Below are 23,492 nucleotides of genomic sequence, written 5' to 3'. Positions count from 1 at the left end.
GCGCGGGAAGGCAGGCGGGCCGCCTGCGCTCCAGGAGTTGCACCGGGTCAAGCAAGGCCTACAATGGCTCGTCTTTTTCTTAACCAAGGAAGTCTATGAGTCACTTCACCCTGCTGGTGGGATCCACCCTCGGCTATGCGGAAGATCTGGCCGAGGTACTGGCCGGGATCCTGGCAGGCCGGGGTCATCAAACGGTTATTCACACTTCTCCCCAAGTTGATCACATCTTGATCGGGCCCGATCATTACCTGCTGCTGGTGTGCTCCACCCACGGCGCCGGTGATCTGCCGGACAACATCCAGCCCCTCTCCCGGCAGCTGCAGGAACAGCAACCGGACCTGGGCGGCCTGCCGTTCCTGGCCGTCGGCCTCGGCGACTCCAGCTACGATACCTTCTGCCAGGCCATACGCAGCCTGGATCAACAACTGCGGGATCGCGGAGCCGTACGGATCGGCGATCGACTGGAAATCGACGTCAGCCAGCCGGATCTTCCCGAAATCCTGGCCTCGGCGTGGCTGGATCAACAGCTGCAGGCGGCGGGGATCCATCCCTGAGATCATCCGGCCGGGGCCGAACCCTGGCCGGATCCCGTCATGCCGGCCCACACTTTCCACCAAGTTATCAACAGATCGCACCGATCCCGCCATTCATCCGCTCTTTCCTCTGCGACCAGCAGATGTTGATAACTATGATCCAAACCGGTGTTAAACCTATAGTTATCCTATTAATCAAATAATATTCCCCCTGCATCTGTGCATAAAACACAGGGTTAACCACCGTCCATACCGCGTGTCCCGGAGGGTTTTCCACATCAAACGATCATCACTAACCGCATGATCTTGTAGATCAAAAAACGGTTATACACAGATCTGGACGGCACTAATAATAGATCCAACAGAAGATCGATCTAGAGATCTAAGATCTATTTAGGATCAGCCGGATCCCCTCGATCCGGTTTCCATCCGCCCGGCAAACCAGCTAAAATATCCGCCCTTTCGGGATCCTTACACCTGCACGTTTCAAGAGTATCTGTTATGCAATATGAAGAATGGTTTGACGTCATTGTAGTGGGAGGCGGCCACGCCGGCACCGAAGCCGCCGCCGCCGCCGCTCGCATGGGGGCAAACACCCTGTTATTGACCCATAACATCGATACCTTGGGACAGATGTCCTGCAATCCTGCCATCGGTGGCATCGGCAAGGGCCATTTGGTCAAGGAGATCGATGCCCTGGGCGGGATCATGGCCCAGGCCGCCGATCAGGCCGGGATCCAGTTCCGTACCCTCAACGCTTCCAAGGGACCGGCGGTGCGCGCCACCCGGGCCCAGGCGGATCGTCAGCTGTACCGCCAGGCGGTCAGGACCCGGCTGGAAAACCAGCCCAACCTGAAGATCTTCCAGCAGGCCTGCGACGATCTGCTGCTCGACGGCGATACCGTGGTGGGCGTGGTGACCCAGACCGGACTCAGGTTCCATGCCAAAACCGTGGTGCTGACCGTGGGCACCTTCCTCAACGGCCTGATCCATATCGGCATGGACAACTACCGGGGTGGCCGCGCCGGGGATCCTCCCTCGATCGCCCTCGCCCAACGGCTGCGCGAGCTACCCCTGCGGATCGACCGGCTCAAGACCGGCACCCCGCCACGGATCGACGCCCGCAGCGTCGACTTTTCGGTGATGCAGCCCCAGCCCGGCGACGATCCCACCCCGGTGTTCTCCTTTATCGGCAGCCGGGCGGATCATCCCCGGCAGGTGCCCTGCTACATCACCCACACCAACGAGCGTACCCACGAGGTGATCCGCAACAACCTGGATCGCAGCCCCATGTACGCCGGGGTGATCGAGGGGATCGGCCCCCGTTACTGCCCCTCGATCGAAGACAAGATCATGCGCTTCGCCGACAAGGCCTCGCACCAGATCTTCGTGGAGCCGGAGGGGCTGACCAGCACCGAGCTCTACCCCAACGGCATCTCCACCAGCCTGCCCTTCGACGTGCAGCTGGCGATCGTCCGTTCGATCCGCGGCTTCGAGCAGGCCCATATCGTCCGTCCCGGCTATGCCATCGAGTACGATTACTTCGATCCCCGGGATCTGAAGACCAACATGGAAAACAAGTGCCTGCACAACCTGTTCTTCGCCGGCCAGATCAACGGCACCACCGGTTACGAGGAAGCCGGCGCCCAGGGCCTGCTGGCGGGCCTTAACGCCGCCCTGCGCGCCTTCGGCAGGGAAGCCTGGTCGCCGCGCCGGGATCAGGCCTATCTGGGCGTGATGATGGACGACCTGTCCACCCTGGGCACCCGCGAGCCCTACCGCATGTTCACCAGCCGGGCCGAATACCGGCTGCTGCTGCGGGAGGACAACGCCGATCTGCGCCTCACCGAGGAAGGCCGCCGGCTGGGTCTGGTGGATGATCACCGCTGGGCCCTGTTCAGCGACAAGCTGGAGCGGATCGAGCAGGAAACCCAGCGCCTGCGGGAAACCTGGATCACCCCCAAACACGCGGCCGCGCCGGCCCTGAATGAAAAACTGAAAACCCCACTCAGCCGGGAGCACAACCTCGAGGAGCTGCTGCGCCGGCCCGAACTGGACTACGCCGGCCTGATGGCGGTGGAGGGCATTGGCCCGGGCATCGAGCATGAGCAGGCCGCCGAGCAGGTGGAGATCCAGATCAAGTACGCCGGTTACATCGAACGGCAGAAGGACGAGATCGAAAAGCAGCTGCGCAACGAGCACACCCGGCTGCCGCTGGATCTGGACTACAAGGAGGTCCCCGGCCTGTCCAACGAGGTGGTGGTCAAGCTCAACCAGGCCAAACCCGAAACCCTGGGGATGGCATCGCGCATTTCCGGGGTGACCCCGGCGGCTATCTCCATCCTGCTGGTGCACCTGAAAAAGCGCGGCCTGCTGCGCAAGTCGGCATGAGGAACATGATGCGGGAAAAACTGCAACAACTGCTGGCCCGGGCGGATCTTCCGGTCGGTGAGGACCAACAACGGCAACTGCTCGAACTGGTGGCCCTGCTGCACAAGTGGAACAAGGCCTACAACCTCACCTCGGTGCGCGACCCCGAGGCCATGCTGGTGCGCCATATCATGGACAGCCTGGTAGTGAGCCCTTACCTCGAGGGCGAGCGCTTTATCGACGTGGGCACCGGCCCGGGCCTGCCCGGCCTGCCGCTGGCCATCGTCAATCCCGACAAGCAGTTCGTGCTGCTCGACAGCCTGGGCAAGCGCATCCGCTTTATCCGCATGGTGGTGCATCACCTCGGCCTGACCAACGTGGAGGCGGTGCAGAGCCGGGTGGAAGCCTTCAACCCGGAGCAAAAGTTCGATGGGGTACTCAGCCGGGCCTTTGCTTCCCTGGATGACATGCTAAGCTGGTGTGCGCATCTGCCGGGACCGGACGGACGCTTTCTGGCGTTGAAAGGACAATATCCCGAGCAGGAGTTACAATCATTGCCTGCTCACCTGGTGCTGGAGAGGGTCTATCCCCTGGCCGTGCCCGAGCAGGAAGGCGACCGCCATCTGGTGGTCATCCGCAAGAGCAGCCAGTAGAGGTTTCCGGTGGGAAAAGTCATCGCCATTGCCAACCAGAAAGGGGGCGTGGGCAAGACCACGACCTGTGTCAACCTGGCGGCGTCCATGGCCGCCACCAAACGCAAGGTGCTGGTGATCGACCTGGATCCCCAGGGCAACGCCACCATGGCCAGCGGCGTCGACAAATACCAGGTGGCCAGCACCGCCTATGAACTGCTGGTGGACGAGCTGCCCGTCGAGCAGGTGGTGGAGCGGGAAACCAGCGGCGGTTATCACCTGATCGCCGGCAACGGCGACGTCACCGCCGCCGAGATCAAGCTGATGGAATTCTTCGCCCGGGAGGTGCGGCTGCGCAACGCCCTGGCGCCGGTGCGCGACTACTACGACTATGTGTTCATCGACTGCCCGCCCTCGCTCAACCTGCTTACCGTCAACGCCATGTCGGCGGCGGACTCGGTGCTGGTGCCCATGCAGTGCGAGTACTTCGCGCTGGAAGGCCTGACCGCCCTGGTCGATACCATCAGCAAGCTGGCGGCGGTGGTCAACCCCGAGCTGCACATCGAGGGCATACTGCGCACCATGTTCGACCACCGCAACCGGCTGGCCAATGAGGTGTCCGATCAGCTAAAGGCCCATTTCGGCGACAAGGTCTATCGCACCGTCATTCCCCGCAACGTCCGCCTGGCCGAAGCGCCCAGCTTCGGTACCCCGGCCATGTACTACGACAAATCCTCGGTGGGAGCCAAATCCTATCTGGCCCTGGCCGGCGAGATACTGCGCCGGGCCGAACTGGAGCAGGACTCCCCGGAAAATTCGGAACAAACAGCATGACCATGAAACGACGCGGCCTGGGCAAGGGCCTGGATGCCCTGCTCAGCACCAGTTCGGCGGCCAGCCTGCGCCAGCACCAGGCCGAGATCCACTCCCGGCCCGGGGCCAACGGCGAACTGCAGAGCCTGGCCCTGAACGAGTTGCAGCCGGGCCGGTACCAGCCCCGGCGGGACATGTCCCAGGTGGCACTGGAAGAGCTGGCGACCTCCATCCGCCAGCAAGGGATCATCCAGCCGATTGTGGTACGCCCGCTCGAGGCCGGCGGTTACGAGATCCTGGCCGGCGAACGACGCTGGCGGGCCGCGCGGCTGGCCGGGCTTGGCCAGGTGCCCTGCCTGATCAAGCCGGTGGCAGACCGGGAGGCCATGGCCATCGGCCTGATTGAAAACATCCAGCGGGAAGATCTCAACGTGATCGAGGAGGCCCGCGCCCTCACCCGGCTGATCGAGGAATTCGGCTTCACCCACCAGACGGTGGCCGAGGCGGTGGGCAAGAGCCGCAGCACCGTCAGCAACCTGCTGCGCCTCAACCAGCTCAACGACGAGGTCAAGCAACTGGTGGAGCACGGCTCCCTGGAAATGGGCCATGCCCGGGCCCTGCTGGCCCTGAGCGGCGAGCCGCAGACCGAGCTGGCCCGGCTGGTGGCCCAGAAGGGCCTGACGGTGCGCGAGACCGAAAAACTGGTGAAACAGACGATTACTCCGAAAAAAGAGAAAATCGACCAGCCCAGATCCTTGCTGATGAACCAGCTTGAACAGGAAATTGGTGAAAAGTTAGGAACAAAAGTAGAAATCAAATCGACCCACAAGGATAAGGGAAAATTGGTGATTTCTTACAACTCATTGAATGAACTGGATAAAATAAGCCAATTCTTCGGCCTGAACGAGATGCTGGAAGATTAGTTTGTAGTAAACATTCAATCAGTTTAAGCCGTTGTAAATGGTCGGAAAAATCGCGCAAAGCTGCCAAAAATAAGGATTTCCCGCAATTGCATTTGCGCCGTTCACGGGTATAATTTGACCTGCTTTTTTGGGGCCTGACTGACGACACTCCGCGTGTGGCCAGCAAGCCCCTAACTGTGTCAGGAGTGGTGGTGAAACAGAAAAAGTGGCTCCTAAGCGATAGGCAAGTGGCGCTGGTGATTCTGTTCTGCCAACTGCTCCTGGTGGTGGCTGTCGCCACCCTGTTTTTTTATCTGCAGGGTGAGGCTGCCGCCCGTTCCGCCCTCCTTGGGGGCGGAATCTACTGGGTTCCCCAATGTCTGTTCAGCGTTCGGGTATTGGTGCACAGCGCCGAACGTTCGACGCCGGGCAGTGTTGTGGCGGACTTCTACAGCGGGGCAGGGATTAAGCTGGGCAGTACTATCCTGTTGTTCGTGGTAGTGCTCAAGTACATGGAGGTGCTTCATGCTCCCCTGTACACGGCTTACGCCCTAGCATTGCTGATGCAGTGGATTCTTTCATTCACTCTCAACAACCGTTACTAGGAAAACACATGGCTGCAACAGGAGATGTCTTAACTTCCCAGGGTTATATCTCTCACCACCTGCAACACCTGCAGGTCGGTTCGGGGTTCTGGGCGTTAAATATCGATTCTTTGCTTGTTTCCGTTGTCCTGGGGATGCTGTTTTTGTGGGGCTTTCAAAAGGTTGCATCCCGTGCAACCAACGGAGTTCCGGGAAAACTGCAATGTGCCGTTGAGCTGTTGGTCGAGTTCGTGGATAAATCCGTCAAGGACGTCTTCCATGGCAAGAGTGCGTTGATCGCGCCCCTGGCGCTGACCATTTTTGTCTGGGTCTTCCTGATGAACCTGATGGACCTTATCCCGGTCGACTACCTGCCCTACGGCATGGAATTGCTAGGTGTTCCCTACCTGAGGGTTGTTCCTACCGCTGATGTTAACGTCACCATGTCCATGGCGTTCGGTGTCTTCTTCCTGATCATTTTCTACAGCATCAGGATGAAGGGCGTGTCCGGCTTTGTTAAAGAGCTGACCATGCAACCGCTGAACCACTGGTCCATGATCCCCGTTAACCTCGTGCTCGAGACCGTGTCCCTGATCGCCAAGCCCATCTCCCTGGGCCTGCGTCTGTTCGGCAACATGTATGCTGGTGAACTGGTGTTTATCCTGATCGCCGGTCTGCTGCCGTGGTGGTCTCAATGGACCCTTCATGTGCCTTGGGCGATTTTCCATATCCTGGTTATCAGCCTGCAGGCCTTTATCTTCATGATCCTGACCATCGTATACCTGGCGATGGCCTATGAAGAACATTAATCAAAAGATAACAAAACTTTAACAAGCTGTCGTTCTAACCACTAACAACTGGAGAAGAAAAAATGGAAATCATCTACATCGCTGCCGCCGTTATGCTGGGTCTGGCTGCCATCGCTGCTTCTATCGGTATTTCTATGCTGGGTGGCAAGTTCATGGAAAGCGCGGCTCGTCAGCCCGACATGCTGCCTGCCCTGCGTACTAACTTCTTCATCGTGGTCGGTCTGGTTGACGCCATCCCCATGATCACCGTTGGTATGGCTCTGTACCTGATCTTCGCCGTTGCCTAATGGCCCGGTCTGTCAATCAGTTAGCTAACCATTTTTAAAGGAGAGTTGCGATGAACATGAACGCAACAATCCTCGGTCAAACGATCGCGTTTATCATCTTCGTTTGGTTCTGCATGAAGTACGTATGGCCGCCCATCATGGCCGCCATCGAAAGCCGCCAGAAAGAGATCGCCGAGGGCCTGTCCTCCGCGGAGCGGGCCAAGAAAGACCTGGCCCTGGCGCAGAACAATGCAACCGAACAATTGAAGGAAGCCAAGCTGCAGTCCGCTCAAATCGTTGAGCTGGCCAACAAGCGCAAGGCCCAGATCATCGAAGATGCAACGCGTGAGGCCCAGGCCGAGCGTGAAAAAATTCTGGCACAAGCCCAGGCGGAAATTGAAGCCGAACGCAATCGTGTCAGAGAGGAACTGCGTAAGCAGGTTGCTGCTCTTGCCCTGGTGGGTGCAGAGAAGATCCTCGAGCGTCAGATTGATGCCGCTGCCAACAGCGACATCGTTGAGAAAGTAGTAGCTGAACTGTAAGGGACATAGAGCTATGGAAATGAAAACCATTGCTCGCCCCTATGCCAAAGCAGCTTTCGATTTTGCCGTTGAGAAAAACGCGGTTGAGCACTGGTTGTCCATGCTGACTTTCGCGGCCGAAGTGGCCCGGAACGATGCCATGACCCAGGTACTCAGCAGCGATCTGAACGCGGAAAAGATGGCCGAGGTGTTTTTGGCTGTCTGTGGCGAACAGCTCGATGAGCAAGGCCAGAACCTGATAAGGGTGATGGCCGCAAACGGACGCTTGAGTGTGTTGCCGGCAGTGGTGCAGGAGTTCGTCTTGATGAAGGCGGAGCTGGACCAGGAAGTGGAAGCCGATGTCGTTTCCGCAGCCAAACTGACCAAGCAACAAGTGGCCAAGATTCAGGCTTCCCTCGAGAAGCGCCTGGGGCGCAAGGTGAAGCTGAATTGCAGCGTCGACAATAGCCTGATGGCCGGCATCATCATCAGAGCCGGTGACATGGTGATCGACGGAAGTGTGCGGGGCCGTCTGTCCCGCTTGGCCGAAACGCTGCAATCTTGATTGGGGAATAGAGCATGCAACTGAATTCAACTGAAATTGCCGAGCTGATCAAACAGCGTATCGAGCAATTCAATGTTGTCAGTGAAGCACGAAACGAAGGTACCATCGTGTCCGTAAGCGATGGCATCATTCGTATTCACGGCCTTGCTGACATCATGCAAGGTGAAATGATCGAACTGCCGGGCAACCGTTACGCCCTGGCCCTGAACCTGGAGCGCGACTCCGTGGGTGCCGTGGTCATGGGTCCCTATGCGGATCTGGCCGAAGGCATGAAGGTCCAGTCCACCGGTCGTATCCTGGAAGTACCGGTCGGCCGCAGCCTGCTGGGCCGCGTGGTCAACACCCTGGGTGAGCCGATCGACGGCAAGGGCGCCATCGAAACCGACACCTTCTCTCCGGTGGAAGTGATCGCCCCGGGCGTTATCGACCGTCAGTCGGTGGATCAGCCGGTACAGACCGGTTACAAGGCCGTTGACGCCATGATCCCCATCGGCCGTGGCCAGCGGGAGTTGATCATCGGCGACCGCCAGGTGGGTAAAACCGCCCTGGCCGTCGACGCCATCATCAACCAGAAAGACTCCGGCATTAAGTGTGTGTACGTGGCCATCGGCCAGAAAGCGTCCACCATCGCCAACGTGGTGCGCAAGCTGGAAGAGCACGACGCTCTGAAGAACACCATTGTCGTGGTGGCTTCTGCGTCCGAGTCCGCTGCCCTGCAATACCTGGCGCCTTACGCCGGTTGCGCCATGGGTGAGTTCTTCCGTGACCGCGGCGAAGATGCCCTGATCGTGTACGACGACCTGTCCAAGCAGGCCGTGGCCTACCGTCAGATCTCCCTGCTGCTGCGCCGTCCGCCGGGCCGTGAAGCCTATCCGGGTGACGTTTTCTACCTGCACTCCCGTCTGCTGGAGCGCGCGTCCCGCGTGTCCGCCGACTACGTGGAGCGCTTCACCAAGGGTGAAGTGAAAGGCCAGACCGGCTCGCTGACCGCGCTGCCGATCATCGAAACCCAGGCCGGCGACGTGTCCGCCTTCGTTCCGACCAACGTGATCTCCATCACCGACGGTCAGATCTTCCTGACCACCGAACTGTTCAACTCCGGTATCCGTCCGGCGGTTGATCCGGGTATCTCCGTATCCCGGGTAGGTGGCGCGGCCCAGACCAAGATCGTGAAGAAACTGTCCGGTGGTATCCGTACCGCCCTGGCCCAGTACCGCGAACTGGCGGCCTTTGCCCAGTTCTCTTCCGACCTGGACGAAGCCACCCGTAAACAGCTGAGCCACGGCCAGAAAGTGACCGAGCTGATGAAGCAGCAGCAATACCGTCCCATGTCCGTGGCCGAGCAAGCCCTGGTGCTGTTCGCCGCCGAAAACGGCTACCTGGACGATGTTGAGCTCAAGCTTATCACCACCTTTGAAGCCGCCCTGCTCGCTTACGCCAATTCGGAACATGCCGCCCTGATGGCGGAGATCAACGAGAAAGCCGACTACAACAAAGACGTTGTAGCCAAGCTGACTGCGTTGCTGGATAGCTTCAAGGCTACCCAGTCCTGGTAACCATGTGGCAGCAGCCGCTGCCACCTGAATTGGAGAAGCGACATGGCCGGCGCAAAAGAAATACGTAGCAAGATCGGGAGTGTGAAAAACACTCAGAAGATCACCAGCGCTATGGAAATGGTGGCCGCCTCGAAAATGCGCAGGGCGCAGGATCGGATGGCCCACAGCCGCCCATACGCTGAAACCATACGCAAGGTGATCGGCCACATCGCGCAGGGGAACTTGGAATACAAGCACCCCTACCTGGAAGACCGCGAGGTCAAGCGCGTTGGGTTTATTATCGTCTCTACCGATCGGGGCCTCTGTGGTGGCTTGAACATCAACGTGTTCAAGGCCGCCATGAATGAAATGAAGGCATGGACCGACAAGGGCGTGGGTATCGACCTGGGCCTTATCGGCAACAAGGCGGTGGGCTTTTTCAACCGCTATGGCGGCAAGGTGATCGCCCAGGCCACGGGATTGGGTGACAACCCCTCCCTCGGCGAGCTGATCGGCTCCGTCAATGTCATGCTGGAGGCGTACGATAACGGTGAGATAGACCGCCTGTATCTGGTGTACAACAAGTTTGAAAACACCATGGTGCAGAAACCCCGGGTCGATCAACTGTTGCCTTTGCCTGCATCGGAAGAAGAAGTGGCCAGCCACAGCTGGGACTACATCTACGAGCCGGATCCCAAATCGCTGCTGGACAAGCTGCTGGTGCGCTTTGTGGAATCACAGGTGTACCAGGGTGTGGTGGAAAACCTGGCCAGTGAGCAGGCTGCCCGGATGGTGGCGATGAAGGCCGCTACCGACAACGCCGGCAACCTGATAAACGATCTGCAACTGGTGTACAACAAGGCCCGTCAGGCCGCCATTACCCAGGAACTGAGCGAGATCGTGGCCGGGGCCGGTGCCGTATAAGGCGAAGGTATTCAAAGGTTTAGAGGATTTGACATGAGTAAGGGTATCATAGTCCAAATCATCGGCGCGGTCGTGGACGTGGAATTCCCGCAAGATGCGGTTCCCCACGTTTACGATGCGCTGAAGATCACGACTGAAGGCCAGGGCCAGGGTCTGGTTCTGGAAGTTCAGCAGCAAATCGGCGGCGGCGTAGTACGCTGTATCGCCATGGGTTCCTCCGACGGCCTGCGCCGTGGTCTGGAAATCGAAAACACCAATGCACCCATCCAGGTGCCGGTGGGTGTGAAAACCCTGGGCCGGATCATGGACGTGCTGGGCAACCCCATCGACGAAAAAGGTCCGGTGGAATCAGAAGAGCGCTGGTCCATCCACCGCGAAGCCCCCAGCTACGAAGAGCAGTCCAGCTCTACCGAACTGCTGGAAACCGGCATCAAGGTAATCGACCTGGTTTGTCCCTTCGCCAAGGGTGGTAAGGTTGGCCTGTTCGGCGGCGCCGGCGTGGGCAAGACCGTTAACATGATGGAGCTGATCCGTAACATCGCCATCGAGCACAGCGGTTACTCCGTGTTCGCCGGTGTAGGTGAGCGGACCCGTGAAGGTAACGACTTCTACCACGAGATGACCGAGTCCAACGTACTGGACAAGGTATCCCTGGTATATGGCCAGATGAACGAGCCGCCCGGCAACCGTCTGCGCGTGGCGCTGACCGGCCTGACCATGGCCGAGAAGTTCCGTGACGAAGGTCGTGACGTACTGCTGTTCGTCGACAACATCTACCGTTACACCCTGGCCGGTACCGAAGTATCCGCACTGCTGGGCCGTATGCCCTCGGCGGTAGGTTACCAGCCGACCCTGGCGGAAGAGATGGGCGTGCTGCAGGAGCGTATTACCTCCACCAAGACCGGCTCCATCACCTCCGTACAGGCCGTTTACGTGCCCGCGGACGACCTGACCGACCCCTCTCCGGCCACCACCTTCGCCCACCTGGACGCGACCGTGGTACTGAGCCGTCAGATCGCCGCCCTGGGTATCTACCCGGCCGTTGACCCGCTGGATTCCACCAGCCGTCAGCTGGACCCGCTGGTGATCGGTCAGGAGCACTACGAGGTGGCTCGTGGCGTGCAGTCCGTACTGCAGCGCTACAAGGAGTTGAAGGACATCATCGCCATCCTGGGGATGGACGAACTGTCCGAAGACGACAAGCTGACCGTAGCCCGTGCCCGTAAGATCGAGCGTTTCCTGTCCCAGCCCTTCTTCGTGGCCGAGGTATTCACCGGTTCTCCCGGCAAGTACGTCTCCCTGAAGGACACCATCAGTGGCTTCAAAGGCATACTGAACGGCGACTACGATGCGCTGCCCGAGCAGGCGTTCTACATGGTTGGCTCCATCGACGAAGTGGTCGAAAAAGCCAAGAAACTGTAAGCCTCGAAGGAGGACCTGATGGCTGACTATAGCTTTCACCTGGACATTGTCAGTGCCGAGGAACGTCTGTACTCCGGCTCTGTCACCGCGGTGACTGTCTCCGGCTCTGAGGGTGAATTGGGGATCCGTTACGGACATGCCCCCTTGTTGACGTCCATTCGTCCCGGCCTGGTGCAGTACCTGACCAAGGCCGGCAAACAAGAAGTCCTGTACGTTTCCGGCGGCATGCTGGAAGTACTGGGCAGCAGTGTGATGGTTCTGGCCGACACTGCGATTCGCGCCGAAGATCTGGATAAAGCCAAGGCCGAAGAAGCCAAGAGGGCGGCGGAAGCCAAGCTGCATGGTTCGTCTCACGACACCGACTATGCGGAAGCGGCCGCCGAACTGGCCCGGGCTATGGCGAAACTGCGCGTGCTGCAGTTGCTCAAACAGAATGTGCGGTAATTCATACCGCCTCGAAAAGCGACCTCAGGGTCGCTTTTTTTTTATAAAAAAATCAGAATAACAGCCGGTTGAGCGACTCAAGCAAGCAACAGCAAAGATATGGTGCCAATGCCGTCTCTGTGTAGCCGCCGCTTTAGCCGGCGGACAAGTGTGCCTGGCCTTCAGGCTCCCCATCGTTGGCAGGCTTTCGCCACCTAAAGGGGCGGCTACAGGAAAAAGCATGACGCAGCTCAAATTGACGTTTTCACTTTCCATTATTACGGGATTATCAAGCTTATGAGCATTCAGGCGGTTATTCTGGCGGCGGGCAAGGGCACCCGCATGCGTTCCTCCCTGCCCAAGGTGTTGCACCCGGTGGCGGGACAACCCATGGTCGGCCATGTGCTGGCGGCGGCCAGGGCCTGCGGCGTGGACGGCATCCACCTGGTCTACGGCCACGGCGCCGACCAGCTCAAGGCCAGGATAGCAGCGCCCGGCATCACCTGGGTACACCAGGAGGAGCAACTGGGCACCGGCCATGCGGTGGCGGTGGCGCTGCCGGATCTCAACGACGACGACAGGGTGCTGGTGCTCTATGGCGACACCCCCCTGTTGCAGGCCGACACCCTGCGCCGGCTGCTGGCCGCCCATCCCGACAACGGTATCGCCCTGCTCACAGTCCGGCTGCCCGATCCTACCGGCTATGGCCGCATCGTGCGGGAAAACGGCAAGGTCACCGGCATCGTCGAGCAGAAGGACGCCAGCCCCGCACAGCTGGCCATCGACGAGGTCAACACCGGGGTGCTGGTGGCCAGGGCCGGACAGCTCAAGGCCTGGCTGGGCCGGCTCGACAACGACAACGCCCAGGGTGAGTACTACCTGACCGATATCTTCGCCATGGCCCATGCCGAGGGCTGCGAGATCAATACCGTGCACCCGGCCAGCACCGCTGAAGTGGAAGGTGCCAACGATCGGCTGCAGCTGGCCGGCCTGGAGCGGGCCTACCAGCGGGTGCAGGCCGAGCGGCTGATGCGCGAAGGGGTGACCCTGCTGGATCCGGCCCGCTTCGATCTGCGCGGCGAACTGAGCGTGGGCGAAGAGGTGGTGATCGACGTCAACGTCATCATCGAAGGCGAGGTACGGCTGGGCAACCGGGTGCGCATCGGCGCCGGCGCCATTCTTAAAAACTGCGTGATCGGGGACGACGCCGAAGTGAAGCCTTACTCCCTTATCGAGGGTGCCGAACTGGGCCAGGCCAGCAGCGCCGGCCCCTTCGCCCGGCTACGCCCCGGCGCCGTGCTGGCGGAAGATGCCCACGTGGGCAACTTCGTGGAGATGAAGAAGGCCCGGCTGGGCAAGGGCTCCAAGGCCGGCCACCTGAGTTACCTGGGCGATGCGGAGGTAGGCGACAAGGTGAACATCGGCGCCGGCACCATCACCTGCAACTACGACGGGGTGAACAAGTTCCAGACCGTGATCGAGGACGGCGTTTTCGTCGGCTCCGACACCCAACTGGTGGCGCCGGTGCGCATCGGCAAGAACGCCACCCTGGGCGCCGGCTCCACTATCACCAAGGACGTGGCCGAGGCCGAGTTGGTGATCACGCGGGTGCCCCAGCGCCATATCAAAAACTGGCCCAGACCGGTTAAAAAGAAGCCATAAGCCTGAGGCTGGAAGCTGGAAGAAAGACGGCGCGGCTGCGATTTCACAGCCGCGTTTTTTATTTTCAGATTTGCCTGTAGCTGCCACTTTAGTTGGCTGGGCCTGTGAAACAGGCCTGGAATAGATTTTTGCCTGTTGGTTTGCGCCGGCTAAAGCGGCACCTACAGCTAAACACCGCAACCTTTCAGACCACTCGGGCAGCTGATCGCTTCCAGCTTATGGCTGACCGCTTTCTTTTAGTTGATCGTTTATCTTTTGATCTGCTAGCATTCGGTTTCGATTCGAAACTTAGTGCGACCATGTCGAAACGCAATACCCAACAGCGCCGTCATATCATCGTCTCCCTGCTCAACGAGCGGGGCGAGCTGACGGTGGACGAGCTGGCCCGCCGCTTCGAGACCTCGGAAGTGACCATCCGCAAGGATCTGGCGGCCCTGGAGAAGAACGGCCTCTTGCTGCGCCGCTACGGCGGCGCCGTGCCGGTGCCCAGCGAAATGGTGGCTGAGCACGGCGGCGAGCCGGTTTCGAAACGAAAGCAGGCCATCGCCCGGGCGGCGGCGGCGCGCATCCGCGATCACAACCGCATCATCATCGACAGCGGCAGCACCACGGCGGCGCTGCTCGGCGAACTCGGCAGCAAGCACGGCCTGGTGGTGATGACCAATTCGCTCAATATCGCCAATGCCCTGCGCGAACTGGAGCCGGAGCCGACCCTGCTGATGACCGGCGGCACCTGGGATGCATCATCCGAGTCGTTCCAGGGCCAGGTGGCGGAGCAGGTACTGCGCTCCTATGACTTCGATCAGCTGTTTATCGGCGCCGACGGCATCGACATCCAGCGCGGCACCACCACCTTCAACGAACTGACCGGCCTGTCGCGGGTGATGGCGGAAGTGGCCCGGGAGGTGGTGGTGATGGTGGAGTCGGACAAGATAGGCCGCAAGATCCCCAACCTGGAGCTGCCCTGGACGGCCATTCACACCCTGATCACCGACGGCGGCCTGTCGGCCGCCGCCCGAGAACAACTTGAACAGAAGGGCATTAACCTGGTTATTGCCCCCGAACACTGAGGATTTGACTATGTGCGGAATTGTAGGGGCAGTTGCCCAGCGGGACGTGGCGGAAATACTGGTGGAGGGCCTGCGCCGCCTGGAATACCGGGGGTATGACTCGGCCGGGGTGGCGGTGATCGACGGCGAGGGCAAACTCGGCCGGGTGCGCCGGCTGGGCAAGGTGCAGGCCCTGGCCGAGGCCCTGGAACAGCAGCCGCTGGCCGGCGGCACCGGTATCGCCCATACCCGCTGGGCCACCCACGGCGAGCCCTCGGAGCGCAACGCCCATCCCCATGTGTCCGGTGACATCACAGTGGTGCACAACGGCATCATCGAAAACCACGAGGAGCTGCGCGTCGAGCTGCAGGCCAAGGGCTACGAGTTCGTGTCCGACACCGACACCGAAGTGATTGCTCACTTGGTGCACTGGCACCGCCAGCACTGCGACTCCCTGCTGGCCGCCCTGCAGACCGCGGTCAGGCAACTGCGCGGCGCCTACGGTACCGTATTGATGGACACCAAGGATCCCTCCCGGCTGGTGGTGGCCCGCTCCGGCTCGCCCCTGGTGCTCGGCCTGGGGCTGGGCGAGAACTTTATCGCCTCGGATCAGCTGGCGCTGCTGCCGGTAACCCGCCGCTTCCTGTTCCTGGAGGAAGGGGACGTGGCCGAGGTGACCCGCCGCGATATCCGCATCTTCGATGTGAACGGCGCGCCGGTGGTGCGCGACGAGCTGGAATCCGACGTGTCCCACGATGCGGGCGACAAGGGCGAGTATCGCCACTACATGCTGAAGGAAATCTTCGAGCAGCCCAAGGCCATCACCGACACCCTGGAAGGGCGCATTGCCGACAACCATGTGGTGGTGGAGTCCTTCGGCAACGGTGCCCGCGCCATTTTTGAGCGGGTGGAGCATATCCAGCTGATTGCCTGCGGCACCTCCTACCACTCCGGCATGGTCGCCAAATACTGGTTCGAGGCCCTGGCCGGGGTGTCCTGCGATATCGAGATCGCCTCCGAGTTCCGCTACCGCAAGTCGGTGGTGCGGCCCAACAGCCTGCTGATCACCCTGTCCCAGAGCGGTGAAACCGCCGATACCCTGGCGGCGCTGCGCCTGGCCAAGGCGTCCGGCTTCATGAGCAGCCTGGCCATCTGCAACGTGCCCGGTTCTTCCCTGGTGCGGGAGTCTGATCTGGCGTTCATGACCCGGGCGGGCGCCGAAATCGGCGTGGCCTCCACCAAGGCCTTCACCACCCAGCTGGCCGGCCTGCTGATGCTGGTGGCCGCCATCGGCCGCTGCCGCGGCAACATGGATGCCGACACCGAAGCCCGGCTGGTGCAGGCGCTGCGCAGCCTGCCGGCCCACATCGGCGAGACCCTGGCGCTGGCCAGGGACATTGAAGCCCTGGCGGAAGAGTTTGCCGACAAGCACCACAGCCTGTTCCTCGGCCGCGGCGATCAGTACCCCATCGCCATGGAAGGGGCGCTCAAGCTCAAGGAAATCTCCTATATCCATGCCGAAGCCTATGCCGCCGGTGAGCTCAAGCACGGCCCACTGGCGCTGATCGACGCCGACATGCCGATCATCGTGGTGGCGCCCAACAACGATCTGCTGGAAAAGCTCAAGTCCAACGTGGAAGAAGTCCGCGCCCGGGGCGGCATCCTCTATGTGTTCGCCGACAAGGAAGCGGGCTTCAAGGGCGACGCCACCATGAGGGTGATGCCGCTCAACCACGTGGACGAGCTGATCGCGCCCATCGTCTACACGGTGCCGCTGCAGCTGCTGTCCTACCATGTGGCCCTGATCAAGGGCACCGACGTCGACCAGCCGCGCAACCTGGCAAAATCGGTCACGGTTGAATAAGAAAGACAGTAGAGTAGATAAAAACATGCCGGGGCAAGCCCGGCATGTTGCTGTCGGCAGGGGCTCTTACTTCAGATCGAAACGATCCGCGTTCATCACCTTGGTCCAGGCGCTGACAAAGTCCTTGACGAATTTCTCCTTGGCATCGTCCTGGGCATAGACCTCGGCGTAGGAACGCAGCACCGAGTTGGAGCCGAACACCAGATCGACCCGGGTGGCGGTCCATTTCACCTTGCCGGACTTGCGTTCGACGATTTCGTACAGGTTGTTGCCGGCCGGCTTCCAGCTGTAGGCCATGTCGGTCAGGTTGACGAAGAAGTCGTTGCTCAGCACGCCGACGCGATCGGTGAAGACGCCCTCCTTGCCGCCGCCGTGGTTGGTGCCCAGCACCCGCATGCCGCCCACCAGCACCGTCATTTCCGCCGCCGTCAGCCCCATCAGTTGGGTGCGGTCCAGCATCAGCTCTTCGGGGGTGACCACATAGTCCTTTTTCAGCCAGTTGCGGTAGCCGTCATGCAGGGGCTCGAGCACGGCGAAGGATTCCTGGTCGGTCATTTCCTCGCTGGCGTCGCCACGTCCCGGGGCGAAGGGCACGGTAATGGCCACGCCGGCGTCCCGCGCCGCCTTTTCCACCGCGGCAGAGCCGCCCAGCACGATCAGGTCGGCCAGGCTCACCTTTTTGCTCAGCCCGGACCGGATGTTTTCCAGCGCGGCCAGCACCTTTTGCAGCCTGGCCGGCTCGTTGCCCTCCCAGTCCTTCAGCGGTGCCAGGCGGATGCGGGCACCGTTGGCGCCGCCCCGATAGTCGGAGCCGCGGAAGGTGCGGGCGCTGTCCCAGGCGGTGGCGACCAGCTCTGAGATGCCGAGGCCGCTGGCCAGGATCTTCGCCTTGAGATCGGCGATGTCGGCGTCACTCAGGGTATAGTCCACGGTGGGGACGGGATCCTGCCAGATCAGGTCCTCTTGCGGCACATCCGGGCCCAGGTAACGGCTCTTGGGCCCCATGTCCCGGTGGGTGAGCTTGAACCAGGCGCGGGCGAACACCTCGGACAAATAGGCGGGATCCTGATGGAAGCGCTCGGCAATCTTGCGGTATTCCGGGTCCATCTTCATCGCCATGTCGGCGTCGGTCATGATGGGCTTGCGGCGGATGGACGGATCCTCCACGTCCACGGGCATGTCCTCTTCCTTGATGTCGACCGGCTCCCATTGCCAGGCCCCGGCCGGGCTCTTCTTCAGCTCCCACTCGTGCTCGAGCAGCATCTTGAAGTAACCGTTGTCCCACCGGGTCGGGTGGGTGGTCCAGGCGCCTTCCAGGCCGCTGGTCACGGCGTCGCGGCCGACGCCCCGGGTCTGGTGGTTCATCCAGCCCAGGCCCTGTTCTTCCAGGCCGGCCGCTTCGGGCTCGGGCCCCAGGTTGGCGGCATCGCCGTTGCCGTGAGCCTTGCCCACGGTGTGGCCGCCGGCGGTCAGGGCCACGGTTTCTTCATCGTTCATCGCCATGCGGGCGAAGGTTTCGCGTACGTCCTTTGCTGTGCGCAAGGGATCCGGATTGCCGTCAACCCCTTGCGGGTTGACGTAGATCAGCCCCATCATCACCGCCGCCAGCGGGTTTTCCAGGTCGCGCTCACCGGAGTAGCGGCTGTTGGGACCGCCGCTGGGCTGAAGCCATTCCTTCTCGGAGCCCCAGTAAATGTCTTTTTCCGGGTGCCAGATATCGGCACGGCCGCCGCCGAAGCCGAAGGTTTTCAGGCCCATGGACTCATAGGCCATGTTGCCGGCCAGGATGATCAGGTCGGCCCAGGAGAGCCGGTTGCCGTATTTCTTTTTGATCGGCCACAGCAGGCGGCGGGCCTTGTCGAGGTTGCCGTTGTCCGGCCAGCTGTTCAGCGGGGCGAAGCGCTGGTTGCCGGTGCCGGCGCCACCCCGGCCATCGGCAATACGGTATGAGCCGGCGGCGTGCCAGGCCATGCGGATCATCAGGCCGCCATAGTGGCCCCAGTCGGCCGGCCACCAGTCCTGGCTGTCGGTCATCAGGGCGCGCAGGTCCTGCTTGACCGCGCCCAGATCCAGCTTCTTGAATTCTTCCGCATAATCGAAGTCTTCTCCCAGCGGGTTGGTCTTGGTGTCATGCTGGTGAAGAATGTCCAGGTTCAGTGCCTTGGGCCACCAATCCATATTGGAAGCCCCGGCTGCGGTATGGGCACCGTGCATGACGGGGCACTTCCCGGAAGCACTGTTGCTGTGCTGACTCATGTTCAATCTCCCTTTCGCGTTGTGCTTGGCTTACTGTCAAAGGCATTCCCGTGGCCTGAGGTGAAGCACCGTGAATCGGCCGTGCTCATAAGAGAATAGACCATCCGGTAACTTCATCACTCGCTAAATTAGCCAGCTTTTAAAGCCCCGATTTTGCACCGGGCTTGACCTCGGGTGACGGACTTCAGCTCCCTAAGGCGGGATGGTGAAAGTCCTGGCGCAACAGCTGTTCTATCTCCGCGACAGGCATGGGCCTGGCCAGCAGATAGCCCTGGCCCTCGTCGCAGGCCTGCCGGCTCAGTTGCTGCAGCTGGTATTCGTCCTCTATGCCCTCGGCGATGACGGCAATCTTCATGCTGTGGGCCAGGGTGATGATGGAGCCGACGATGGCCCTGTCTTCCGCCTGCCGGGCCAGATCCTTGATAAAGGACTTGTCTATCTTCAGGCGGTGGATGGGAAAGCGCTTGAGGTAGGCGAGGGACGAATAGCCGGTACCAAAGTCGTCTATCGCCAGCTTGACGCCCAGGCGGTTCAGGGAGGTCATGGTGGCCACCGCCATTTCCATCTCTTCCATCAGCATGCTTTCGGTGATCTCCAGTTCTATCGACCGGGGATCCAGTTTCAGCTCGCCGAGCAGCCGGGCGATGTCCTGTGCCAGCCCGGGCTGGCGGAACTGGCGGGCCGAGAGGTTGATGGCCATGCGCAGCGGGCCCAGGCCGTCCGCAAGCCAGCGCTGCAGCTGGCGACAGGCGGTAGTCAGTATCCACTGACCCAGGGGCAGTATCATGCCGGTCTGCTCCGCCAGGGGGATGAAGTCGCCGGGGTAGATGAGGCCGGCGCCCGGCTTGTTCCAGCGCACCAGGGCCTCTACCCCGATAAGCTTGCCGTCGCTCAGGCGGAACTGGGGCTGGTAATGCAGCTCCATCTGGTTTTTCTCCAGCGCCTGGTGCAGCTCGCCGCTGATCTTCATCAGGTTCACGGCGCGGATATTCATGCCGCTTTCGAACAGCTGAACCTGGTTGCGCCCCTTTTCCTTGGCCTGGTAGAGGGCGGTATCGGCGTGCTGCATCAGGGTTTCCATGCTGGTACCGTGCTGAGGGTAAAAGGCCACTCCTATGCTGATGCTGATATAGAGGCTTTGCCCGCGGATCAGCACCGGCTTGGCGAAGGCGTCGACGATGCGCTGGGCGGTGGCCCTGGCCTGCTGCAGCGACAGGGTATTGGTGATCAGCAGGATGAACTCGTCCCCGCCGAACCGGCACAGGATGTCCTCCTTGCGGCTGTGGCGCTGCAGCCGCCTGGCGGCCATTTGCAGGAACTCGTCACCAACCTGGTGCCCCAGGCTGTCGTTGATTTGCTTGAAGCGATCCAGATCGATGAACATCATGGCCAGGCTGGCGCCGTGGCGTTCGGCCCGGGAGTGGGCCTGCCTGAACAGCTCGGCGAACAGGCTGCGGTTGGCCAGCCCGGTCAGGGGATCGTAGTGGGCCATCTTCTGCAACTGATACTGGGTCTCCTTGAGCGTGGAGATGTCGGAGAACACCGCCACATAGTGCGGTTTGTCCGCCCCCGTGTTCAGCCTGGTGACCGACAGCCAGAGCGGATAGGAAGCTCCGTTCCTGCGCAGGCCCGAGGCCTCGCCGCGCCAGTAGCCGACCGATCTCAGGGTTTGCCATATGGCCATCAGCTGCTGGTTGCTGCCTTGCAGCTGGAGGGCGGCGGCGGGCTTGCTGCCGAGCATCTCGGCTATCTGGTGACCGCTGATGGTGGTAAAGGCATGGTTGGCATAAACCAGCCGCAGGCGGTGGTCGAAGATCAGCACCGCCTCCATGATGTTCTTCAGCACCAGATCGTTCAGTTGCAGGGAGGCCTCGGCCTGTTTCAGCGGGGTGATGTCCTGGCCCTGGGCCAGCACCGCGACCAGGCTTTCCTGTTCGTAAACCGGGGCCAGGGTCCAGATCTGATGGCGTTGCTCCTTGCCGCCCTGGGTCAGGCTGGCTTCCACCCCGCCCAGGCTGTGGCCCTGCCTGACCCTGCTGATGGCGTTCTCCAGGGGGGCCAGTTGCCAGGGGCTGAAATGCTCCGCCAGCGGGGTTCCTGCCAGGTTGGCGGCCGGCTGCTTGAACAGGCGGGTGGCGGCCGGGTTGATGGCCTGGATACGGTTGTGGCTGTCCAGCATGATGGTAAGGGAATTGCCCGAGTTGAACAGGTTGGCCAGCTCCCGCTCCCGGCGGTGCAATGCCGCGACCATTTTCTCCAGGCTCTGGCCAAGAAAGTTGAATTCTTCGATGCGTCCGGTCCGGAACCGGGCCGGCAGGCCCTGGCCGACACGTTCGGCAAAATCGGTCAGCCGGCCCAGGGGCGTGGCGATCAGCCGCAGGGTGTAGAGGGCGAGCAGCACGGCGGCGGCCAGGACCAGTATCAGGGCGAGCAGCCCGTGGTACCAGTAGGAAAGGCGCAGTTGCCGGTTGGCCTGGTTGTCGGTCATCATCAGGGCCTGCAGGGTGCCGGCCTGCTCGTTCAGCCGCAGCGGCCGGGTATCGAAGTGGTAGCCCTGCAACTGGCCGGGGAGGCGCTGCCTGGACAGCATGCTGTCCAGCACCTCCGGCGCCGGTGACGGGCCGGCAGGGGCGGGGCCGAGCAAACGGTCTTGGTGGAGCAGCCGGAAACTGAACTGTTCCAGTCCCTGGCCGAGCTGGTTGAGCAGGCTCAGGTTGTCGTCCAGCACCATACCACCCAGCAGGTGGCCTTCGACCCGGCCGGTGTCGTCATCGATGAGGGGATAGGAGTGCAGCAACAGGCTGAGGGAGGGTTCCAGTTGAAGCAGGCTCCACTCTCTATCCTGGCCGGCGGCCATCAGCAGTTGGAGCCGGTGGCGAGCCAGATCGTAATAGGGGGAATTCAGGTCGAGCCAGGGCTGCCCTTGATGTACCAGCATCAGGATATCCAGGTGCTCACCATCAGGTTTTTCCAACACTGCCTGCAGCACGGCCTCGGCGCCGGCCTGATCGGACCCTTCCAGCATATCGGCCAGCCCGGCGTGTTCGGCGGTGGCCGACAGCAGGGTGTAGATCCTGTTGAGGTAGGCGTCCAGGTTGGTTTGCAGCCGGCTCTCGGCCTGCCGAAACTGGCCATGCAGACTCTGCTCCATGATCCGGGATGAACTGTAATAAGTGAGGGCCAGCAACGCCAGGGCCAGCAGCGCGAAGGCGGGCAACAGTGCCATCAGGATCAGGCGCAGCAGGCGGCGCCCCGGCGGAGGATCAGCGGGAGTAGCGGAATGCATAGGCTTTCAATCGCTCCAGTTCGGCCAGGGGAGTGTCTTGGGTCACGACCGCGAAATCGCCGGAGTATACGCCGGGAATGGCGTCGGTCTTGCCTTCCCGGTCGAGGCGGATCGCTTCCGCGATGGCGACGCCGCTGTCATCGTTCATGCGCATCACGGTCAGATCGAGCCGCCCCTGGCGCAGGGCGTCCAGCTCGTCCTGGCCGCCTCCCCAGCCGTTGACGATGACGTCGGCCTTCCTGCCCGCCAGCTCCAGGGCCTGGATGCTGGCCAGGGCGATATCGGTGGTACTGGCGTAGATGAGATTGAGTTCGGGTATGTCGGACAGGGCCTGCAGGACTGCCGCCCGGGTCTTTTCCGGCTCCAGGTCGGTATAGACCTGCTGGCGCAGGTGGAAGTCGGGGTTGCCCGACATCAGCCGGATGAACTCGTCGCCCCGGGCCAGGCTGACATGCCCCCGGGTGCCGTACAACATCAGGTAGTGCACCGGCGCCCCGGCCAGAGCTGGCAGGCTGGCCGCCAGTTGGCGGGTTCCCAAGGCGTGATCGAAGCCGACATAGAGCAGCGGCTGGCGCTGTTGCCAGGCTTTCAGGGGAGTGGTGATGTTCTGCAGGATCAGCTTGGGCCGGTCGCGGACCAGCAGTTTTTCGATCAACACCCGGTGGCGCCGGCTGTCCAGGGTGAGAACAAGGTAGTCGGGATCCTGGGCCAGTATGTCGGCCAGCAGGCGCTCCTGCTCCCGGATCGGACTGTGCTGGGCGACAAAATGGGAGTCCAGCCGATAGGGGATGGCAATTTCATCCAGGCGGGCCGCCAGGCTCCGGTGGTTGCGCCGCCAGTAGTCCGAGAGCTGGCCGCCGGGGGAGAGCATGGCGATGCGTACCGGTCTGTTGTCGATGCCCTGCCAGGGCTCGGCGGGGGCTCGTATCCGCTGGGAAAATGCCTCGCTTCTGGCTTGTTTTTCCGGAAAACGGGCCAGATAGTCCTGCAGCGACCAATGCTCCGCCTCTCCGGCAAGGGCCGGCCAGGAGAACAGCAGTGCGAGCGTCAGCCTGCGGGCCAACCTGATTGATATA

Annotated in this window: 20 protein-coding genes (1 of these 20 cut by a window edge); 17 read left to right on the top strand and 3 right to left on the bottom strand. The window is 61.4% G+C overall.

The window, feature by feature from the left end; translation table 11 throughout:
* The first annotated feature begins 95 nt into the window (after positions 1-95).
* The 17 genes from AN401_RS19300 (at position 96) to glmS (ending at position 16,874) form a co-directional block, all read left to right on the top strand.
* Positions 96-554: a flavodoxin domain-containing protein gene (locus AN401_RS19300; RefSeq protein WP_096780227.1), complete on the top strand. Its 459-nt coding sequence runs from the start codon at positions 96-98 to the stop codon at positions 552-554.
* Positions 555-1,034: 480 nt separating this feature from the next.
* Complete coding sequence (gene mnmG, locus AN401_RS19295) at positions 1,035-2,924, top strand: tRNA uridine-5-carboxymethylaminomethyl(34) synthesis enzyme MnmG (RefSeq protein WP_094038966.1); 1,890 nt, start codon at positions 1,035-1,037, stop codon at positions 2,922-2,924.
* A gap of 8 nt (positions 2,925-2,932) precedes the next feature.
* Positions 2,933-3,556, top strand: coding sequence for a 16S rRNA (guanine(527)-N(7))-methyltransferase RsmG (gene rsmG, locus AN401_RS19290; protein WP_094038965.1), 624 nt, complete (start codon positions 2,933-2,935; stop codon positions 3,554-3,556).
* A 9-nt stretch (positions 3,557-3,565) separates the two neighbouring features.
* A complete protein-coding gene (locus tag AN401_RS19285) occupies positions 3,566-4,369 on the top strand; it encodes a ParA family protein (RefSeq protein WP_094038964.1) in 804 nt (267 codons plus the stop codon).
* Positions 4,366-5,271, top strand: coding sequence for a ParB/RepB/Spo0J family partition protein (locus AN401_RS19280; protein WP_094038963.1), 906 nt, complete (start codon positions 4,366-4,368; stop codon positions 5,269-5,271). The genes AN401_RS19285 and AN401_RS19280 overlap by 4 nt, the downstream gene beginning before the upstream one ends.
* Positions 5,272-5,462: 191 nt before the next feature.
* Complete coding sequence (locus AN401_RS19275; RefSeq protein WP_094038962.1) at positions 5,463-5,855, top strand: ATP synthase subunit I; 393 nt, start codon at positions 5,463-5,465, stop codon at positions 5,853-5,855.
* 8 nt (positions 5,856-5,863) lie between these two features.
* Positions 5,864-6,643, top strand: coding sequence for a F0F1 ATP synthase subunit A (gene atpB, locus AN401_RS19270; protein WP_094038961.1), 780 nt, complete (start codon positions 5,864-5,866; stop codon positions 6,641-6,643).
* 62 nt (positions 6,644-6,705) lie between these two features.
* A complete protein-coding gene (atpE, locus tag AN401_RS19265; RefSeq protein WP_094038960.1) occupies positions 6,706-6,930 on the top strand; it encodes a F0F1 ATP synthase subunit C in 225 nt (74 codons plus the stop codon).
* A gap of 50 nt (positions 6,931-6,980) precedes the next feature.
* Complete coding sequence (atpF, locus tag AN401_RS19260; RefSeq protein ID WP_094038959.1) at positions 6,981-7,451, top strand: F0F1 ATP synthase subunit B; 471 nt, start codon at positions 6,981-6,983, stop codon at positions 7,449-7,451.
* A 13-nt stretch (positions 7,452-7,464) separates the two neighbouring features.
* Positions 7,465-7,995 (top strand): F0F1 ATP synthase subunit delta, encoded by a 531-nt coding sequence (gene atpH / locus AN401_RS19255; protein ID WP_094038958.1) that lies wholly within the window; start codon positions 7,465-7,467, stop codon positions 7,993-7,995.
* Positions 7,996-8,009: 14 nt separating this feature from the next.
* Positions 8,010-9,551, top strand: a complete 1,542-nt coding sequence (gene atpA / locus AN401_RS19250) for a F0F1 ATP synthase subunit alpha (protein WP_096780226.1) — start codon at positions 8,010-8,012, stop codon at positions 9,549-9,551.
* Between the two features lie 42 nt (positions 9,552-9,593).
* Complete coding sequence (atpG, locus tag AN401_RS19245; protein WP_094038956.1) at positions 9,594-10,454, top strand: F0F1 ATP synthase subunit gamma; 861 nt, start codon at positions 9,594-9,596, stop codon at positions 10,452-10,454.
* 33 nt (positions 10,455-10,487) lie between these two features.
* Positions 10,488-11,876: a F0F1 ATP synthase subunit beta gene (gene atpD, locus AN401_RS19240; protein WP_096780225.1), complete on the top strand. Its 1,389-nt coding sequence runs from the start codon at positions 10,488-10,490 to the stop codon at positions 11,874-11,876.
* Between the two features lie 18 nt (positions 11,877-11,894).
* Entirely contained in the window at positions 11,895-12,320 is a 426-nt protein-coding gene (locus AN401_RS19235) for a F0F1 ATP synthase subunit epsilon (RefSeq protein WP_094038954.1), read from the top strand.
* A gap of 276 nt (positions 12,321-12,596) precedes the next feature.
* On the top strand, positions 12,597-13,961 hold the full coding sequence (gene glmU / locus AN401_RS19230; RefSeq protein ID WP_096780224.1) for a bifunctional UDP-N-acetylglucosamine diphosphorylase/glucosamine-1-phosphate N-acetyltransferase GlmU: 1,365 nt from the start codon (positions 12,597-12,599) through the stop codon (positions 13,959-13,961).
* 299 nt (positions 13,962-14,260) lie between these two features.
* Complete coding sequence (locus AN401_RS19225) at positions 14,261-15,031, top strand: DeoR/GlpR family DNA-binding transcription regulator (RefSeq protein ID WP_094038952.1); 771 nt, start codon at positions 14,261-14,263, stop codon at positions 15,029-15,031.
* 10 nt (positions 15,032-15,041) lie between these two features.
* The gene (gene glmS, locus AN401_RS19220) at positions 15,042-16,874 is read left to right on the top strand and encodes a glutamine--fructose-6-phosphate transaminase (isomerizing) (RefSeq protein ID WP_096780223.1); all 1,833 of its coding nucleotides are present in this window, start codon (positions 15,042-15,044) and stop codon (positions 16,872-16,874) included.
* A 66-nt stretch (positions 16,875-16,940) separates the two neighbouring features.
* On the opposite strand, the gene katG is transcribed toward glmS, so the two are convergent.
* The 3 genes from katG to AN401_RS19205 all read right to left on the bottom strand — a co-directional run.
* Positions 16,941-19,130, bottom strand: a complete 2,190-nt coding sequence (gene katG / locus AN401_RS19215) for a catalase/peroxidase HPI (protein WP_096780222.1) — start codon at positions 19,128-19,130, stop codon at positions 16,941-16,943.
* Between the two features lie 184 nt (positions 19,131-19,314).
* Complete coding sequence (locus tag AN401_RS19210; protein WP_096780221.1) at positions 19,315-22,416, bottom strand: EAL domain-containing protein; 3,102 nt, start codon at positions 22,414-22,416, stop codon at positions 19,315-19,317.
* A protein-coding gene (locus AN401_RS19205; protein WP_096780220.1) for a substrate-binding domain-containing protein crosses the window boundary here: on the bottom strand, positions 22,394-23,492 show its 3' portion. 5 nt of this gene lie beyond the right edge of the window; 1,099 of the gene's 1,104 nt are visible here — the last part of the coding sequence; the start codon falls outside the window, past its right edge; its stop codon occupies positions 22,394-22,396. Before AN401_RS19205 ends, AN401_RS19210 begins: the two co-directional genes overlap by 23 nt.

It is taken from the genome of Zobellella denitrificans (assembly GCF_002407485.1).
In the GTDB taxonomy this organism is placed as follows: domain Bacteria; phylum Pseudomonadota; class Gammaproteobacteria; order Enterobacterales; family Aeromonadaceae; genus Oceanimonas; species Oceanimonas denitrificans.
This window is presented reverse-complemented; position numbering and strand designations above follow the sequence as displayed.

Excerpts from the sequence above, each read along its gene's own strand:
- AN401_RS19280 (WP_094038963.1), top strand. The coding sequence starts at position 4,366 with ATGACCATGAAACGACGCGGCCTGGGCAAGGGCCTGGATGCCCTGCTC.
- atpF (WP_094038959.1), top strand. The coding sequence starts at position 6,981 with ATGAACATGAACGCAACAATCCTCGGTCAAACGATCGCGTTTATCATC.
- atpD (WP_096780225.1), top strand. The coding sequence starts at position 10,488 with ATGAGTAAGGGTATCATAGTCCAAATCATCGGCGCGGTCGTGGACGTG.
- AN401_RS19210 (WP_096780221.1), bottom strand. The coding sequence starts at position 22,416 with ATGCATTCCGCTACTCCCGCTGATCCTCCGCCGGGGCGCCGCCTGCTG.
- atpG (WP_094038956.1), top strand. The coding sequence starts at position 9,594 with ATGGCCGGCGCAAAAGAAATACGTAGCAAGATCGGGAGTGTGAAAAAC.
- glmU (WP_096780224.1), top strand. The coding sequence starts at position 12,597 with ATGAGCATTCAGGCGGTTATTCTGGCGGCGGGCAAGGGCACCCGCATG.
- AN401_RS19235 (WP_094038954.1), top strand. The coding sequence starts at position 11,895 with ATGGCTGACTATAGCTTTCACCTGGACATTGTCAGTGCCGAGGAACGT.
- AN401_RS19225 (WP_094038952.1), top strand. The coding sequence starts at position 14,261 with ATGTCGAAACGCAATACCCAACAGCGCCGTCATATCATCGTCTCCCTG.
- rsmG (WP_094038965.1), top strand. The coding sequence starts at position 2,933 with ATGCGGGAAAAACTGCAACAACTGCTGGCCCGGGCGGATCTTCCGGTC.
- katG (WP_096780222.1), bottom strand. The coding sequence starts at position 19,130 with ATGAGTCAGCACAGCAACAGTGCTTCCGGGAAGTGCCCCGTCATGCAC.
- glmS (WP_096780223.1), top strand. The coding sequence starts at position 15,042 with ATGTGCGGAATTGTAGGGGCAGTTGCCCAGCGGGACGTGGCGGAAATA.
- atpA (WP_096780226.1), top strand. The coding sequence starts at position 8,010 with ATGCAACTGAATTCAACTGAAATTGCCGAGCTGATCAAACAGCGTATC.
- atpB (WP_094038961.1), top strand. The coding sequence starts at position 5,864 with ATGGCTGCAACAGGAGATGTCTTAACTTCCCAGGGTTATATCTCTCAC.
- mnmG (WP_094038966.1), top strand. The coding sequence starts at position 1,035 with ATGCAATATGAAGAATGGTTTGACGTCATTGTAGTGGGAGGCGGCCAC.
- AN401_RS19300 (WP_096780227.1), top strand. The coding sequence starts at position 96 with ATGAGTCACTTCACCCTGCTGGTGGGATCCACCCTCGGCTATGCGGAA.
- atpH (WP_094038958.1), top strand. The coding sequence starts at position 7,465 with ATGGAAATGAAAACCATTGCTCGCCCCTATGCCAAAGCAGCTTTCGAT.
- atpE (WP_094038960.1), top strand. The coding sequence starts at position 6,706 with ATGGAAATCATCTACATCGCTGCCGCCGTTATGCTGGGTCTGGCTGCC.